Annotated in this window: 16 protein-coding genes and 1 pseudogene; 7 read left to right on the forward strand and 10 right to left on the reverse strand. The window is 42.9% G+C overall.

The window, feature by feature from the left end; all coding sequences use genetic code 11:
• Positions 1-323: 323 nt before the first annotated feature.
• The 4 genes from V7K27_RS15230 to V7K27_RS15245 all read right to left on the reverse strand — a co-directional run bounded on the left by V7K27_RS15230 (position 324) and on the right by V7K27_RS15245 (position 2,380).
• Entirely contained in the window at positions 324-653 is a 330-nt protein-coding gene (locus tag V7K27_RS15230) for an MgPME-cyclase complex family protein (protein WP_334758664.1), read from the reverse strand.
• Between the two features lie 65 nt (positions 654-718).
• The gene (locus V7K27_RS15235; RefSeq protein ID WP_334948537.1) at positions 719-1,438 is read right to left on the reverse strand and encodes an ester cyclase; all 720 of its coding nucleotides are present in this window, start codon (positions 1,436-1,438) and stop codon (positions 719-721) included.
• Between the two features lie 32 nt (positions 1,439-1,470).
• Entirely contained in the window at positions 1,471-1,629 is a 159-nt protein-coding gene (locus tag V7K27_RS15240; protein ID WP_334948539.1) for a hypothetical protein, read from the reverse strand.
• 25 nt (positions 1,630-1,654) lie between these two features.
• Positions 1,655-2,380, reverse strand: coding sequence for a pyridoxine 5'-phosphate synthase (locus V7K27_RS15245; RefSeq protein ID WP_334948598.1), 726 nt, complete (start codon positions 2,378-2,380; stop codon positions 1,655-1,657).
• 357 nt (positions 2,381-2,737) lie between these two features.
• On the opposite strand from V7K27_RS15245, the gene V7K27_RS15250 reads away from it, so the two are divergent.
• On the forward strand, positions 2,738-2,923 hold the full coding sequence (locus V7K27_RS15250; RefSeq protein ID WP_334948541.1) for a hypothetical protein: 186 nt from the start codon (positions 2,738-2,740) through the stop codon (positions 2,921-2,923).
• Between the two features lie 149 nt (positions 2,924-3,072).
• Here the strand turns inward: V7K27_RS15250 and petJ are convergent, their stop codons facing one another.
• The 3 genes and pseudogenes from petJ to V7K27_RS15265 all read right to left on the reverse strand — a co-directional run bounded on the left by petJ (position 3,073) and on the right by V7K27_RS15265 (position 5,447).
• Positions 3,073-3,408 carry a cytochrome c6 PetJ gene (gene petJ / locus V7K27_RS15255; protein WP_334948600.1) on the reverse strand — a complete coding sequence of 112 codons (336 nt, stop codon included), beginning with the start codon at positions 3,406-3,408 and terminating at the stop codon, positions 3,073-3,075.
• Positions 3,409-3,744: 336 nt separating this feature from the next.
• Positions 3,745-4,002 (reverse strand): annotated as a pseudogene (locus tag V7K27_RS15260) (GNAT family N-acetyltransferase); the annotation flags it as partial.
• A 272-nt stretch (positions 4,003-4,274) separates the two neighbouring features.
• Positions 4,275-5,447, reverse strand: coding sequence for an RpoD/SigA family RNA polymerase sigma factor (locus tag V7K27_RS15265; protein WP_334948543.1), 1,173 nt, complete (start codon positions 5,445-5,447; stop codon positions 4,275-4,277).
• A gap of 798 nt (positions 5,448-6,245) precedes the next feature.
• On the opposite strand from V7K27_RS15265, the gene priA reads away from it, so the two are divergent.
• The 5 genes from priA to V7K27_RS15290 all read left to right on the forward strand — a co-directional run bounded on the left by priA (position 6,246) and on the right by V7K27_RS15290 (position 11,188).
• The gene (gene priA, locus V7K27_RS15270; protein ID WP_334948545.1) at positions 6,246-8,846 is read left to right on the forward strand and encodes a primosomal protein N'; all 2,601 of its coding nucleotides are present in this window, start codon (positions 6,246-6,248) and stop codon (positions 8,844-8,846) included.
• A 338-nt stretch (positions 8,847-9,184) separates the two neighbouring features.
• Positions 9,185-9,682: a GNAT family N-acetyltransferase gene (locus V7K27_RS15275; RefSeq protein WP_334948547.1), complete on the forward strand. Its 498-nt coding sequence runs from the start codon at positions 9,185-9,187 to the stop codon at positions 9,680-9,682.
• A gap of 244 nt (positions 9,683-9,926) precedes the next feature.
• The gene (locus V7K27_RS15280) at positions 9,927-10,559 is read left to right on the forward strand and encodes a TetR/AcrR family transcriptional regulator (protein ID WP_334948549.1); all 633 of its coding nucleotides are present in this window, start codon (positions 9,927-9,929) and stop codon (positions 10,557-10,559) included.
• A gap of 28 nt (positions 10,560-10,587) precedes the next feature.
• On the forward strand, positions 10,588-10,977 hold the full coding sequence (locus V7K27_RS15285; protein ID WP_334948551.1) for a DUF120 domain-containing protein: 390 nt from the start codon (positions 10,588-10,590) through the stop codon (positions 10,975-10,977).
• Complete coding sequence (locus tag V7K27_RS15290) at positions 10,961-11,188, forward strand: hypothetical protein (protein ID WP_334948553.1); 228 nt, start codon at positions 10,961-10,963, stop codon at positions 11,186-11,188. The genes V7K27_RS15285 and V7K27_RS15290 overlap by 17 nt, the downstream gene beginning before the upstream one ends.
• A gap of 174 nt (positions 11,189-11,362) precedes the next feature.
• Here the strand turns inward: V7K27_RS15290 and V7K27_RS15295 are convergent, their stop codons facing one another.
• Both V7K27_RS15295 and V7K27_RS15300 read right to left on the reverse strand, forming a co-directional pair.
• On the reverse strand, positions 11,363-12,037 hold the full coding sequence (locus V7K27_RS15295; RefSeq protein ID WP_334948555.1) for a gamma-glutamylcyclotransferase: 675 nt from the start codon (positions 12,035-12,037) through the stop codon (positions 11,363-11,365).
• 35 nt (positions 12,038-12,072) lie between these two features.
• Complete coding sequence (locus tag V7K27_RS15300; RefSeq protein ID WP_334948556.1) at positions 12,073-12,693, reverse strand: rRNA large subunit pseudouridine synthase E; 621 nt, start codon at positions 12,691-12,693, stop codon at positions 12,073-12,075.
• A gap of 217 nt (positions 12,694-12,910) precedes the next feature.
• On the opposite strand from V7K27_RS15300, the gene hisC reads away from it, so the two are divergent.
• Entirely contained in the window at positions 12,911-13,981 is a 1,071-nt protein-coding gene (hisC, locus tag V7K27_RS15305; protein ID WP_334948558.1) for a histidinol-phosphate transaminase, read from the forward strand.
• A 117-nt stretch (positions 13,982-14,098) separates the two neighbouring features.
• Here the strand turns inward: hisC and V7K27_RS15310 are convergent, their stop codons facing one another.
• Positions 14,099-14,638: a GNAT family N-acetyltransferase gene (locus tag V7K27_RS15310; protein WP_334948560.1), complete on the reverse strand. Its 540-nt coding sequence runs from the start codon at positions 14,636-14,638 to the stop codon at positions 14,099-14,101.
• Positions 14,639-14,675 lie beyond the last annotated feature (37 nt).

Below are 14,675 nucleotides of genomic sequence, written 5' to 3' on the forward strand. Positions count from 1 at the left end.
GGGTAATTGCGATCGCTATGCCTCTATGGGACAAAAAGCGAGAGCCAATTCACTGTGCGTAATACAACGCTTGCAGAACATGACTGCGAAGTTCTACGCCAGAAAACTTAAGAGGATGTTTATAAAGTCTAATTTATCGAGGAAGGCAAGAGAAAAAGGGCAGTTCTTCCTGGAAGAACTGCCCCTAAGAAGAAAATCATTCTTTTCGGCTATTGTTTGCGTAAGTCCTGTATCTGAGAAAGCCGAATTACCAAATACTCTTGAGTTAATAGGGCTTGGCGGTTCGCGTTCTATATTACCTGTCCCCTAACCCAATATTAAGATCATGAAACAGTCGCCAACGATGCCAAAGCATCTGGTATTGTCTCAGAAGGAGCCTGGAATTCACCAGTGATGACGTACTCTAAACGCAGTTTTAACCAAGTAATAAATTGGGGATTTGTAGAAATAATTGCTACTGCTGGTTGGGGACACTTCGCTTTTAGCTCTGTAAACTGAGGTGTTTCCAAGAAAGCTGGTTGCTCAACCAACCAAAAATCTATTTGTTTTTCTTGCTCGTGGTAGTGACGGGTACGCTCTTTGATAACTTCCTGTATCGGTTCTTCTTGAAGAAGAAAGCGTTGACTAGCCAAAACGTAATAGTATGTTTGCATTTTCATCCTTTAGTTGCTATGTGAATAATTCAAGGGTACAGAGTGCTGCACTGTACCCCTAAGAACTAACTTTTGGGGGATTTCTTGAACCAAGAACTGAACGGACAAGCACTTCCCCGGTTTTCAGCTTTTGTCTGTTTGCCACCAGATGTTAGCTTTTCCAAGAACAGACTATTGTCAAAGTAGTGTTCTAAGGAAACGATCTTCAAGTCATCGGTAACATTTGCAATGGTCATGCCGATAATTTCTACTGTCTCTCCAGTCGGTGCATAGTCTTTGTATTCTCCGTTAAAATGTCCCCAATGCCGCCACTTAAATGTGACATTTGGTGGCCCTGAGAAAACTTCCACCACTTCCCAAGGGAATCCTTGGGGAAATGTTGTGTGGAAGAGTTTTGCGGATGATTCAAAACTTTCTTCTGAAGCCTTGTAATGTTCTGAATCAGCCATAAATAGATTGTAAGTACCTTGGGCTGATAAATCTGCTGCTGTGTACTCGACTCCGCCATTGCTACTCACGCGAAACTTGTCATTTGCAATAGATAACCACTCTTGCGGGTTAGCTTTGAAGGATACCTCCATCTCTAAGGTTCGTACCAAGTTTTGCACGATCGCTTCCAATGTACCTTCAAGGTGATTATAGATACTTTCTTGGGCGAGATTCTCTTTTGAACGGGAATAATCAGGCGGTGTCTGATAGCGCCACTCAACATCAGTGCTTTCTGCTATTACCTGATCTCTATCCTGTACCCAAAGCGGCAGATCGTTAGATTGTGTTGCGCTCATAGAAGTTTTTGCTGAAGATTTGATCCCAATTTCTAGATTTCGCAGTGACAATCCCTCAGTTTAAAGGAGTGGGGAGTGGGGAGTGGGGAGTGGGGAGTGGGGAGTGGGGAGTGGGGAGTGGGGAGTGGGGAGTGGGGAGATGAGGGAGATGAGGGAGATGAGGGAGAATTATTGAACAAATTTCTTCCCAATGCCCAATGCCCTATTCCCTATTCCCTATTCCCCATTCCCTCTTATAGCTTGTTTCATCTCGCGGACTGCCCTTTCCATACCTACTAATGCTGCCCGACTGATGATAGTATGACCGATATTCAGTTCTTCCATGCCTGGAAGCGCAGCCACCGGATAGACGTTCCAGTAGGTGAGTCCATGACCAGCATTAACTCGCAATCCAGCTTTTATCGCTTGTTCACAGCCTTTAGCTAATACGGCCAATTCTCGCTGGCGATTTGTTTCATCCTTAGCCTCGGCATATTGCCCGGTATGCAACTCAATAAACCGCGCTTGCACCTTGACAGATGCTTCGATTTGTGCTAGTTCCGCGTCGATAAATAAACTAACTGGAATGCTAGCGCTTTGCAATTTATCGACTATCTCACCTATTCTAGCAATTTTACCGATAATATCTAGTCCGCCTTCTGTTGTGACTTCTTCGCGCTTTTCGGGGACTAAAGTCACGTAATCTGGTTTGATATCGAGTGCGATCGCCAGCATTTCATCTGTAGCGGCCATTTCTAAATTAAGATGCGATCGCACTGTTTGCCGCAATATTAGCACATCCCTGTCTTGGATATGCCGCCGATCTTCGCGCAGATGCACCGTAATCCCATCTGCACCCCCTAATTCTGCCAGTACTGCCGCCGCCACCGGGTCTGGTTCCACCGTCCGCCGTGCTTGCCGGATAGTGGCGATGTGGTCAATATTAACGCCAAGTGTAGGCACCCCAAATTTCTCCCGAATCGATGTATATGCCAAATTTCTTGACACTCTCCTTATCCATATTATCTGTACTAACAACCTCTGTACAGCTATGCGTTTACGCCGGATTCCAATATTTACAGGACTTACGCAAACAATAGCCGAAAAGAGTGATTTTCTTCTTAGGGCAATTCATGAATTGCCCCTGAGCGCGTGTAGTTGGGCGTAAGTCCTAATTTACTTTGACAGTAGTGATTGTCTGTAAAAATATACCTATATAATGGTATAATGGAACTTCCAAAGAATAAAACTTCTAAACTAATTAAGTTAGACATTTGTCTATATTTTTAGCAACTATAGGACTAGTATAAGATTAGTGAAATGCACGTAGTGGACTCTCAAGGCTTTAATAGTGCATTAGACGTAGGTTGGGTGGAGCGGAGCGCAACCCAACTGATTATCAGGATGTTGGCTTTGGCAAAGCCTCCAACGCCACTTGCGACAACGCTCTTAACCCGCGCAACGCAGTGGCTCCCCAACAAAGCAATTTTTTTGCAATCATTTTAGCCATGACAGTCTACTACAAGACTACCGAGATTTTTTCAGAAATCAAATATGATTCCTATATAAGTATCTTATTTGACAGTTTTGGCAAGCCTAAAATTAGCGGGACAAAAAGCCCCGCTAATTGTTAATTCTTGAAGTTAGATTTTAGTCTACTTCCAGTCCTTATCTGCTTGTGAAAGCACATAAGCCGCTACATCTTCAATTTGGTTAGGTTTCAAACGACTGCCGAAAGCAGGCATGGCATTTTTACCTTTTGTCACTTGGACAATAATCGCTTCTTCTGAGTACAAACCATACTTTTCCAAAGCATCTTTCTTCAGATTTTTGTTAGCTTGAACCAGATTCTTACCTCCCGCGTGACAAGAAGCACAATTGGCACTAAAGACTTTAGCTCCACTAACAGCATCTGCTGCCAATGCTGGACTACTGAAGGCAAAGGTGAAGATTGCTATGCCTAACAGCATCACTGTAATCATTTTTTTCATTTCGTGTTCCCTCTGCAATAACGGCTTATTCGGTACAATGTCCTCCATAATTGTCAGTTGAGGCGTTACCATAGTCAAATGACAAGCTGTCAAACTTCGTTTTATCGAACAGCAATATTGGCATCAGTCGTCAGAATACAGGAAAGGTATTCTGACCGAAAAAGCGGATGAAGAATCGGGTTTAAAACCCCTACAAAAATAAAAAACTCCATCCCAAGAGTGGATGGAGTTTTTAGTCATTAGTACCAATGACCAATGACTAATGACTAATGACTAATGCGGCGGGGCGGCTATCCCTCTACACACACCTGGGGATGGAGTTTCCCGCCGCTTTCAATAAATTCCTCGCTTAGTCAGAAATGTTGAATAATTATGAAAAAATAGGGCAAAACCAACAGCTTGACCCCCAGATTCTGCTAAAATTGCCTTTACATACGTCCGTGAACCAAATAAATGTTCCTTAAGTGCCAGAGCATTGCCTGCGATCGCGTGAGATAATTTTTGATACTCTGCAAGCCCCTGAATTAATTTAAACAGTACGCTGTAATCGGCTGCTTGGGCAAAACGCACAATCAAATTGCTACGCGAAGTCATTAGTCTATAGTCCATAGTCCATAGTCTATAGGCAACTGTGCATTTTTTTGGAGTAATAACTAAATAAAAGCCGAAAAAAGGTACAAAACGTCCGGTTTTTGCAACTTGCAGTCGGTGAAGCTCAAGAAATATACAGATACAAGCTCTGTGACGTACTCCACACACTCCCAATGAGAGTGAGTGTAGCCCGACTAAATTTAAAGTTTTGCACTTTATTTGATCTATGTTCGTTAATGAAGCTAATTAGATCAGCTATTGTATCTGTATCTTCATTAAATCAACCAACCTTTTAAACGTTTAGCTATGTGAGGACGCCGCAATTTTCGCATAGCTTTACTTTGAATTTGTCGCACTCGCTCACGAGAAAGATTGAACATATTGCCAACTTCTTCTAAAGTACATGGTTCGCTGGTTGTCAAACCATAACGCAGAGAAATCACATCTTTCTCCCGTGGAGTTAAGACGTCACCCAAGACTTCCCAAATCTCCTGACGCATCATGTTTTCATTCATTTTTGCTTCTGGAGATAGGTTATCTTCATCTTCTAGCAAATCCATCAATTCCGTGTCTTCTTCTTTACCGACGCGGTGGTTGAGAGAAAGTGCTTGACGCCGTAGTTGTTGTAGCTGGCGTAGTTGTTGCACACTCATTTCCAAAGCTTCTGCCATTTCAGCTTCGGTGGGATTACGAGAGAGTTTTTGTTTGAGTTCCCGTTGGGCTTTTTTCAGCTTGTTAAGCTTTTCAACAATATGAATAGGTAGCCGGATTGTCCGCGCATCATTAGCTATAGCTCTGGTAATCGCTTGTCTAATCCACCAATAGGCGTAAGTAGAAAACTTATATCCTTTATCTGGATCAAACTTTTCTGTGGCGCGATTTAAACCCATTGCTCCTTCCTGAATTAAATCCAGAAAAGGCACTCCCCGATTTAGATATCGCTTGGCAATAGAAACTACTAATCTCAGGTTCGAGCGAATCATTTTGCGTTTCGCTACTCTACCTTGATACAAGCGACTTTCTAATTGCTTTTCTGTCATTTCTAGCTCGGAAGCCACTTCTAGTTTGCTAGGTTCCTGTCCCAGTTTTAAGTGTAAGGCAGCTTGTAATTCCCTAACTTCTTCTAGAAACCTGACTCGCCGCGCTAACTCTACCTCTTCATCAGCTTTTAGAAGCGGATAACGCGCCATTTCTTTAAAAAATGCGCCTACAGCATCATCATGTTCGGTTTTATTATATCCCGAAGGACGAGCCGCCCCCATCTCATCTCCATCCCGTTCGTCTGATTCCAGATTTTCTACTACAATTGGAGACTCTTCATCTGCTACTGGATCTAAACTTTCGAGTGATGCTTCTTCGCTATCAGCAGTGTTCTCCAGTATTTCCATTTTTCCTAATTCAACAATATTCATAGTTTCCTTTAGGGATTGTTGTTTTGTTTGGTACATAATTTAGTTACAGCTACTCGTTTGAGGCTTGGTAGTTTTCCCTAATGGACGAATGCACCCGTTTATATAGCGAAATACAAGCTTCTGCTAATTCTCTTCAGAAATAAAAATACGTATCTACCTACCAACTATAGGTTACAGTTAGATACAACCTATAACTAAACTCCAGTTAGCATCCAACAAAACTTTTTTCTCAGGCTCACAGCATATATATTCTTCATTTTTTTCTAAATTATCAAATATGTCAAATCCTCCTCAAACTTTCTCAACCTTAACAAATATAAAAATCTCAGCTAACCATCCCAATTTCCTAAACTTTCATATATTTTTCTAAATAATTTTAATGTTTAGGGGTTGGAAGTCACTAGATAAATCGAAAACCTGCTGCTGGGGTTATGCATTCCCGATTTAAAGTTACCGAAATGATAGAAATTACAATAATGGCAGCTTGATTTCGGAATGATCTTATTTGTATAAAATAATCCCATATACAGAAAGGGTTGAATATCTATCGATAGGCGGAAAAAGGCTACTCCCTATTTAGTAGTTGGAGTAACTTTTGTAGATTTAGCCCAGATGCTTTTATTTGTAAGGTAGGCACAAAATATTTATTGCACGTATAGAAGAGGCAAAATTGTCTAGTAGATTACATAAGAGGAAACTTATCAAGTATTATGAATAATAACAGTATTGGGAAATACCATTTGAGTCCAAAAAAGCGAAAAAATAGAGTTTAGTTAGCTAGGCTAATTTTGACCAGCTATGTGAGTAAAATGTCTAACTATAAAGTCAGCAAATATGTATATTAATGACGTAAAGTTATCTCGTTTAGTGGTAGCCCAAGCTAGTGAATCCTACCAGTCGGGTGCAATTCTTAATCGGTGGGTTGAAGTACTGGTAGACTGTCCAGGAAATATAGGACTATTTACTTATCGATTGCCAGCCCAGTTAGAAATAAAACCAGGGGATATTCTGAGCGTGCCATTTGGGGCACAACAATTAGGAGCGATCGCTATTCGGTTACTGTCACAACCAAATGTTGATTTACCACCAGAAAAAATCCGGGAAGTAGAAGATATAGTCAGCGTTGGATTTTTCCCAAGTGGTTATTGGGAATTACTCAATCGAGTTGCTGCATATTACTATACGCCCCTGATTCAAGTGATCCGGGTTGCTCTGCCACCAGGGTTGCTGGGGCGATCGCAGCGTCGTATCCGCGTCATTAGAGGCACAGGGGCACAGGGAAGTAATTATTTACTGCCATCTTCCAATCCTTCAGCTTTCCTGACTCCAACTGCGCGGCAAATTTGGGAACTTTTACAAACACAGCCAGCAGGAGACTACAGTTTCGTCTACCTCCAACAAAAAGTCAAATCTGCTTATCGGGGAATTCGAGAGTTATTGCGATTTGGTTTAGTAGAAAGCTACTTAGAACCACCACGACTAACTCGACCAAAGCTGCAAAAAGCAGTCACGCTTATCGGTACAATTGACCACGATTTAACGACTCGCCAAAGAGAGATTTTAGAAGTGCTGCGGCGGCGTGGTGGTGAGTTATGGCAAAATGAATTATTGCAAATTTGTAATGCTAGTTCCTCTACCCTCAAGACGATCGCTCAAAAGGGTTACATCGTCATCGAAGAACGGGAAGTATTACGAACAGAACAGGGGCCAGCATTAGCAGGTGATAGCGCTAAATCCTTAACTACTGCCCAAGCTAGCGCCTTAGAAACAATCCAGACACTAGATGGATTTGCTCAAGTTTTGTTGCATGGGGTGACAGGTTCGGGAAAAACCGAAGTATATTTGCAAGCGATCGCACCCCTCCTCAAAGTCGGCAAATCCGCCCTTGTCTTAGTCCCAGAAATTGGACTCACACCCCAGCTAACTGACCGTTTTCGCGCCCGTTTTGGGAATAAAGTCAGCGTCTATCACAGCGCCCTCTCAGACGGCGAACGTTACGACACTTGGCGACAAATGCTCGCCGGGGAACCCCAAGTTGTCATTGGTACCCGCAGCGCCGTTTTCGCCCCTTTGCCTAAATTAGGTTTAATCATCTTAGATGAAGAACACGACAGCAGTTTTAAGCAAGATTCCCCCATACCCACCTACCACGCGCGTACTGTCGCCCAGTGGCGAGCCGAATTAGAAAATTGCCCCTTGGTGTTGGGTTCCGCTACCCCTTCGTTGGAAAGTTGGGTAAGTGTGGGGGAGATGAGGGAGCAGGGGGAGATGAGGGAGCAGGGGGAGATGAGGGAGCAAAATCTTCCTCATCCCCCTCATCCCCCTCATCCCCCTCATCCCCCTCATCCCTGCTACTACCTCTCCCTCCCTGAACGCATCAACTCGCGCCCTTTACCGCCGGTGGAAATAGTCGATATGCGGCAAGAGTTGCAGCAGGGAAATCGTTCTATATTTAGTAGATCGCTGCAAGCAGCTTTGCAACAGTTGCAAGAGCGAAAACAACAGGGAATTTTATTTATCCATCGCCGGGGACACAGTACTTTTGTATCTTGCCGCAGTTGTGGATATGTGTTGGAATGTCCGCACTGTGATGTATCGCTGGCGTATCACCACACCGAAGAAAAAGCACCGGAATTATTGCGCTGTCATTATTGTAACTATGCGCGATCGCATCCCAAATTCTGCCCTGATTGTAGTTCCCCTTACCTAAAATTTTTCGGTAGCGGTACTCAACGAGTCACGCAGGAACTAGCGCGACAATTCCCAGAATTGCGCTTGATTCGCTTTGATAGCGATACCACCCGCAACAAAGGTTCACATCGTACCCTACTCACTCAGTTTGCCAACGGCGAAGCAGATTTATTAGTCGGAACGCAAATGCTCACCAAAGGTTTAGATTTACCGCAGGTGACACTTGTGGGCGTCGTTGCTGCCGATGGATTGCTAAATTTATCAGATTATCGCGCCAGTGAACGGGCATTTCAAACCTTGACTCAAGTAGCCGGACGTGCTGGTAGAGGTGATGATCCTGGTAGGGTAATTGTGCAGACTTATACTACAGAGCATCAGGTAATTACAGCAGTGCGATCGCACGATTATCTGTCTTTCTCTCAAGCTGAGTTAGAACAACGCCAAGCACTCAATTATCCTCCTTATGGGCGGTTAATTTTGTTACGTTTAAGTAGTCTTGACCCTATTCAAGTGCAGAATACGGCGCAAATTATTGCCACAGCTTTGAGTACAGAAGAAGAATTCGAGATATTAGGCCCAGCACCAGCGAGTATTTTACGGGTAGCTAATCGTTATCGCTGGCAGATATTGATTAAATTTGCTCCCGATGCATTGCCACAATTGCCAGATTGGGAACAAGTGCGATCGCTTTGTCCCCAATCTGTTAGCTTGACCATTGATGTAGACCCCATCAATATTATGTAACTCAATTGCAAACGGCTAATATCATTGAAGAAGAATGCAGAATCCAGAATCCAGAATTCAGAATTCAGAATTCAGAATCAATCAGTTGGGGATTGGGACCCGTCGCTGAATTGTTGCACCACAAAATCTACGATTTTGTGGGGGTGCAAAAACTCCGGTTATTCATCCGCTTTTTCGTTCAGAATACCTAACATGAATTCTGACGACTGGCGCCTTTATTCTGTTCGGTAAAGTAGTTGAGAATTTGGCTAGTTGATGTGTTGCAATCCCAATTAAAATTTCATATAACATACTAAAAAGTCAAACAGGTATTTAATCTGAATGCCAGCCCTGAACCTATGAGCTATAACGAAATATCTCTTCGGCCTGCCCAGGAAACAGATGCGTGGGTGCTGAGTGCAATTCATATTGCTGCTATCAAAACTTTGCCTGCAACTTTCTACACCCAAAAAGAACTTTTAGCTTGGCGTAATTACCGCGATAAACCTGATGGTTCAAATATCTTGAAGAGGATGAAAGTAGAAACTTTCTGGGTTGCGATCAAGGGAGATTTTGTTATAGGTTTTGCTAGTTTTTTTGTTGATGAACTCATCGGGCTGTATGTCCATCCTAAATATCAAGGCAAAGGGATTGGGCGTGCTTTAGTTCAACATTTTTGCGATCAAGCAACTGAGCAAGGTATAGATAAGGTAATTACAATTGCTAGTCTTTATGCCGAAGGGTTTTATTTACGACTGGGATTTACTGCCATCAAAAGAGCGCCTCTTTATTTAAGAAGTGGGGTAGTTGTCCCAGTTACTCAAATGAGTAAAACATTAGCTACCGAACCGAATTGAAGAAGAATACATTCGTCAGAATTCTGAATTCAGGAACCGGAGACGCTCCGCCGAAGCGTCAGAATCAAGACGCTCTCTACCAGATGCTGCGCGTAGCTTGTTTCCCCGCAGGCATATGCGGACTCGCTCTCCGTCACGCTATCCGCTTTTTCGGTCAAAATTCATTCTGACTCCTGAATTCTGACTCCTGAATTCTGAATTCTGTTCGATAACCTATGATGTAAGTAAGTACTTGCCAGCATAAATGAATAAAAGCATCCGTTCATCAACTCTCACCCGTACACGTTTGATAGAAGCCGCCTCGCAGGTATTTGCTAGTTTAGGTGTTCAAGGAGCAACTACCCGTGAAATAGCTCGTGTTGCTGGTGTGAATGAGGTGACTTTATTTCGCCACTTTGCTAGCAAAGAACAACTTCTGGCAGCAGTAATCGAAAATGCCTTTGCACTCCAGACAGAAGCCCTTGCACACCCCGAAGCGTGGACGCAAGATCTAAAAATTGATTTAAGACACTATGCCAATCTTTATAATACGATGTTAGAGGCACAGGAAGACTTAATTCGTACTTTCATTGGAGAAGCTAAACGTCATCCAGAAGAAGCCAAACAAGTGATTCAAGAAGCTGCCAAGCTCTTAGGAGAAAAACTGGTAGCTTACCTGCAATCTAGTCAGAAACGAGGCACCGTCAGAGCAGACCTTGATCCATTTCCAGCAGTCGATATGTTTAAAGGAATGCTGTTAGCTGGAATGCTATGCCGCAGTGCAAAATTCAATCAAGGCAGCTATAGTTGTGAGGACTATATTGAAACCTGTGTAAATATTTTTGTGCGCGGTATCAGTGCCACTCCACTCTCAGTTGTCAAACAGCCTCTAAGCTAGAAGGCAAATTAGACAATAATTAAGATATATGAAAATCTTGAAAGGTAAAGTTGTCAGTGGTTTAGGAAACTTTTCTTACTGGATTGAGAAACTCCAGGAATATTACTTGAGAAAAACGGGAATGAAATTTTTCCCTGGAACTTTAAATATTCAGCTAGATCAACCTTACCATCTCCCGAAAAATGTAATTCGTCTGGAAAAGGAAGAATATGAAGGGACTGTTTCTGTTAGCATTGTTCCCTGTGAGATATTTGGAAGAGATGCTTTTATCTTAAGAACAGACAAAAACAATACTGAGAGTGGAGATCATCCGAAAACAATTATTGAGATCGCTTGCGATGTTAAACTTCGTGAACTATATAATCTTAAAGATAATGACTTGATTGAAGTTGAGATTTCCGATGTCAGATTTATCTGAATTAAACAATCTGCTTGCAGATGAAGCGTTAATCCATTACGCGAGTGGTCGGGAGCAAAAGCGATTATCAAAAGGTGCAGGTTTGCTGGAATTAGCCCGAAGCCAAGAACTTATTAGCCGTTACCTACCACCTCCACCCGCAGTGATTTTCGATGTTGGCGGTGGCGCTGGCGTCTATTATCAATTTTGGATTTTAGATTTTGGATTTTAGATTGACCCGATGCATCAATGCAGGGGCTTTAAATAAAGAATTGTAGATTTTGGATTTGTTCCACAAATAAATTTGTTTGCTCTCAGACTTTTTTAAATTTTAAATTTTGAATCTTCAATCCAAAATTTAAAATTTAAAATCTAAAATTCGGTAAAGTAGAGCGATCGCTATTAACTAAAAGGCTTGTTGTTTTGCCAGCACTTGTTTGCGTAACAAAAGTAATTGTCTATCTTTAATGCCTTCTGCGATTAATCCATCGACAGTTTTCATGAGATAATCAGCGCAGGAACCCAATTTTCCCGATGCGGTGGCAATACTATTAACAGTGGTTGTTAATGGTATTTTACCAGCGTACCTGGGATGTTGGCGATTGGCAACAAAGGCGATCGCTTGGAATTCTTCCGTACCATCAAACACTTTTACCCAACGAGCAACGTAGACACCAGCCACCATCTCTCGTCGCCAAATCAGCAGTAATTCCGATGGTACATCAGCAGCAGCAATTCGATAAATAATTCCACGACAACTACCGCCCCGATCAAGTCCTAAGAGTAATCCGGGATTCTCTGGAGTGCCGCGACCAAGGATCATCCATGTACAGAAGCACCGATGCCAACCATAAATGATCCCAGCACGGCGCTCAACGTATGTGATTAGAGGATTCCAAATCAGCGAACCGTAGGCAAATATCCAAATATCAGATTTTGCTGGTTGCTGTTGTAGTATATCATCGAGCGATCGCTGTAACTCATCTTCGCTCAGGGTAGTTAGCTTGATTCCAGAGTGTGATGCATCTAAGAGTCTTGTCTGTTCATTTCCGGCTTCGAGATCGCTACGACTGAGTGACATAATGTAGATTTTCTATAAATCTTTAATAATTACTGTTAAAGAGCATTTGCCTTTGGAGGAAAACTTTTCGATTTATTGAAATTATGCAGAAATTGGAGTTCAGATGTGGTGAGGTCGCGCCATTGACCCAATTGCAAGTCATCTAATTGTAGGTGGGCTATGCTGACCCTGACCAGCCGTAAAGTTGGAAACCCTACAGCCGCAGTCATGCGCCGTACTTGGCGGTTTTTTCCCTCTGTCAAGGTCATTTCCAGCCAAGCTGTCGGTACATTTTTGCGAAATCTAATCGGCGGGGTGCGTTCAGGTAGCTGTGGCTCTGTTGGTAAGAGCCTAACTTCTGCTGGTTGAGTGCGGTAATCTTGAATTTCCACACCTGTTTGCAACCTTTTTATCGCATCTGCATCTGGAATTCGCTCTATCTGTACCCAGTAAGTACGTTTATGACCAAAACGCGGATGGGCGAGACGATGTTGCAATTGCCCATCGTTCGTTAATAACAGCAACCCTTCACTATCCCAGTCTAAGCGTCCCACAGGATACACATCAGGTACATTAATATAATCTTTCAAGGTGCTATGTGTGGGAGCATCTTTTGTAAACTGGCTGAGAACGCCATAGGGTTTGTAAAAAATAATATATCGGTAATGGTTTGTCATTTGTCATTTGTCATTTGTCATTTGTCATTTGTCATTTGTCATTGTTATTCTTCTCTTGCTTCTCACTTTTCCCCATAGGGGCTGACGAGTGCTTGCTGGGCAAAATTATGCAAGGATTTAGGCATCATATAAAAATAAAAAGGATTGAATGCCTAGTCAACTCCAAACTCCTAACTCCTAACTTATAAAAATCTGTTTTTTCCATACCCCATGCCCTATGAACAATTACTTTCGTTCCAATGTTAATGCAATGGCTAGCTACATTCCCGGTGAGCAGCCCCAACGCGGTACACAGATTATTAAACTCAACAGCAACGAAAATCCCTATCCTCCTTCCCCTGCGGCATTAGCTGTGCTGCGAAATATCGATGGCGAGTGGTTGCGGCGATATCCAGAACCTTTCGGGGGAGAGTTCCGGGAAGCTGCAAGTAAAGTTTTAGGAGTTCCTAGTGATTGGATAATTGTGGGAAATGGCAGTGACGAATTGTTGAGCGTGATAATTCGAGCCTGTGCAGAACCTGGGAAGAAGGTAGTTTATCCGATGCCAACTTATGTGCTATATCGCACATTAACAGAAATGCAAGCTGCGGAAATTATTGAGATTCCCTACAGTGAGGACTACAGTTTACCTTTGGAAGAACTGGTTGCTGTCGATGGTTCTGTGACATTCATTGCGTCGCCTAATAGTCCATCAGGGCATGTGGTAGCAACAAATGATCTGCGAAAATTAGCCAGCCATTTATCTGGAGTTTTAGTGATTGATGAAGCCTATGTAGATTTTACCGAAGAGAATGCATTGGCTTTGGTAAAGGATTACGAAAACGTCATCATAATTCGCACACTTTCTAAAGGGTACTCATTGGCGGGATTGCGGCTGGGGTTTGCGGTGGCGAATCCCAAACTGTTGCAGGGATTGTTTAAGGTGAAAGATAGCTATAACATTGATGCGATCGCTTGTGCAATTGGCACGGCTGCTATTACCGACCAAGCTTATAAAAATGCTTGTGTAGCAAAGATTAAGGCATCACGGACTAAGTTAGCAACAGACTTAAAACAATTAGGTTTTCATATTTGGGATTCTCAAGCTAACTTTTTGTTGGCGCAGCCAAGAGAAGTAAACGCAGAATATCTCTATCAAAAACTGAAGAAACGAGGAATTTTAATCCGCTACTTCAAGCAGCCAGGATTAGATGATAAATTACGCATTACTGTTGGTACTAATGAACAAAATCAGGCTTTAGTGGAGGCGTTGATTTATTTGTTAGAGAGTGGCGAGGAGAAAATCTAAAACCTCGACTACGCCTTAAATTTTGACCGAATTTTAGATTTTAAATGACAGAGCTAGTGACTTTAAGCATGGGGTCAATCTAAAATCTAAAATCTAAAATCCAAAATTGTGTGACTTCTATGCTTCTGAGAAATTGCTTGTTGTAAGAAGTTTACTTTCTGAGCGCTGCACAGCATATATATAGTGCGGTATATCGCGCCAGAGTGTCTCCTGAACGATTTTGAGGCCGTTCTTCTCAGCTACACGCCGAGAGGGGATGTTTTCAGGGCGAATCAGGGAAATGACGCGAGCGCTATCCAGAACGTTCAAGGCATACTCCTGGCAAGCAGATGCGGCTTCAGTTGCGTAACCTTGCATTTGTTGGTCACGGCGGACATGATAACCAATTTCGAGTTCTTGGTGTCCCTCTACGTCCTGCCAAACCAATCCACAGTCGCCGATTACCTCGCCCGTTGTCTTGAGAACCATCGCCCACAAGCCGAGGCCGTGCTGTGCGTAGTTGCGGCGATGCCAATCAATCCACTTTTCCACCATCTCGCGGTCAAAGGGCTTTGGATAGTAGCGCATCGACTCTGCATCGCCGAGGACAAGCAGTAGCGCGTCGAGGTCAGAAAGCGTCATTTCCCGCAAGAATAGGCGTTGGGTTTCCAATATCATTGGTGAATCCTCCTTTAGCCATTGTCTAGTTTATCTT

The organism is Nostoc sp. (genome assembly GCF_036919575.1).
Lineage (GTDB): Bacteria > Cyanobacteriota > Cyanobacteriia > Cyanobacteriales > Nostocaceae > Nostoc.

Bases quoted from the DNA above. Each gene is read 5' to 3' on its own strand.
- hisC (WP_334948558.1), top strand. From the start codon at position 12,911: ATGAACAATTACTTTCGTTCCAATGTTAATGCAATGGCTAGCTACATT.
- V7K27_RS15300 (WP_334948556.1), bottom strand. From the start codon at position 12,693: ATGACAAACCATTACCGATATATTATTTTTTACAAACCCTATGGCGTT.
- V7K27_RS15250 (WP_334948541.1), top strand. From the start codon at position 2,738: ATGCACGTAGTGGACTCTCAAGGCTTTAATAGTGCATTAGACGTAGGT.
- V7K27_RS15275 (WP_334948547.1), top strand. From the start codon at position 9,185: ATGAGCTATAACGAAATATCTCTTCGGCCTGCCCAGGAAACAGATGCG.
- V7K27_RS15235 (WP_334948537.1), bottom strand. From the start codon at position 1,438: ATGAGCGCAACACAATCTAACGATCTGCCGCTTTGGGTACAGGATAGA.
- priA (WP_334948545.1), top strand. From the start codon at position 6,246: ATGTATATTAATGACGTAAAGTTATCTCGTTTAGTGGTAGCCCAAGCT.
- petJ (WP_334948600.1), bottom strand. From the start codon at position 3,408: ATGAAAAAAATGATTACAGTGATGCTGTTAGGCATAGCAATCTTCACC.
- V7K27_RS15265 (WP_334948543.1), bottom strand. From the start codon at position 5,447: ATGTACCAAACAAAACAACAATCCCTAAAGGAAACTATGAATATTGTT.
- V7K27_RS15290 (WP_334948553.1), top strand. From the start codon at position 10,961: ATGTCAGATTTATCTGAATTAAACAATCTGCTTGCAGATGAAGCGTTA.
- V7K27_RS15285 (WP_334948551.1), top strand. From the start codon at position 10,588: ATGAAAATCTTGAAAGGTAAAGTTGTCAGTGGTTTAGGAAACTTTTCT.
- V7K27_RS15280 (WP_334948549.1), top strand. From the start codon at position 9,927: ATGAATAAAAGCATCCGTTCATCAACTCTCACCCGTACACGTTTGATA.
- V7K27_RS15310 (WP_334948560.1), bottom strand. From the start codon at position 14,638: ATGATATTGGAAACCCAACGCCTATTCTTGCGGGAAATGACGCTTTCT.
- V7K27_RS15295 (WP_334948555.1), bottom strand. From the start codon at position 12,037: ATGTCACTCAGTCGTAGCGATCTCGAAGCCGGAAATGAACAGACAAGA.
- V7K27_RS15230 (WP_334758664.1), bottom strand. From the start codon at position 653: ATGCAAACATACTATTACGTTTTGGCTAGTCAACGCTTTCTTCTTCAA.